The sequence below is a fragment of the Legionella stuttgartensis genome, assembly GCF_977063405.2.
The window spans coordinates 1-255 of record NZ_CDRUHA020000105.1 but is presented as its reverse complement, the minus strand read 5'-3'; the positions used below and the strand labels follow the sequence as shown (position 1 = coordinate 255).

Sequence of the window (255 nt, the reverse complement as noted above, 5' to 3'; positions counted from 1 at the left end):
AACTGCTTAATAAGTCACGCACTTCCATTTCAACTAATTCTAACAACTCAGGGTCATCAACCATGTCTGCTTTGTTCATGAACACAACAATGTAGGGTACACCTACTTGGCGTGATAACAATATGTGCTCTCTAGTTTGTGGCATAGGACCATCAGCTGCTGATACTACAAGTATCGCTCCGTCCATTTGCGCCGCTCCAGTAATCATGTTCTTAACATAGTCAGCATGTCCTGGGCAATCTACGTGCGCATAGT

General features: G+C 43.9%; 1 protein-coding gene. It reads right to left on the bottom strand.

From position 1 onward, the window contains the following. Positions 1-255 (bottom strand): GTP-binding protein (locus ACWTEW_RS33610; protein ID WP_454783635.1); only part of this gene is annotated, 255 nt, incomplete at both ends.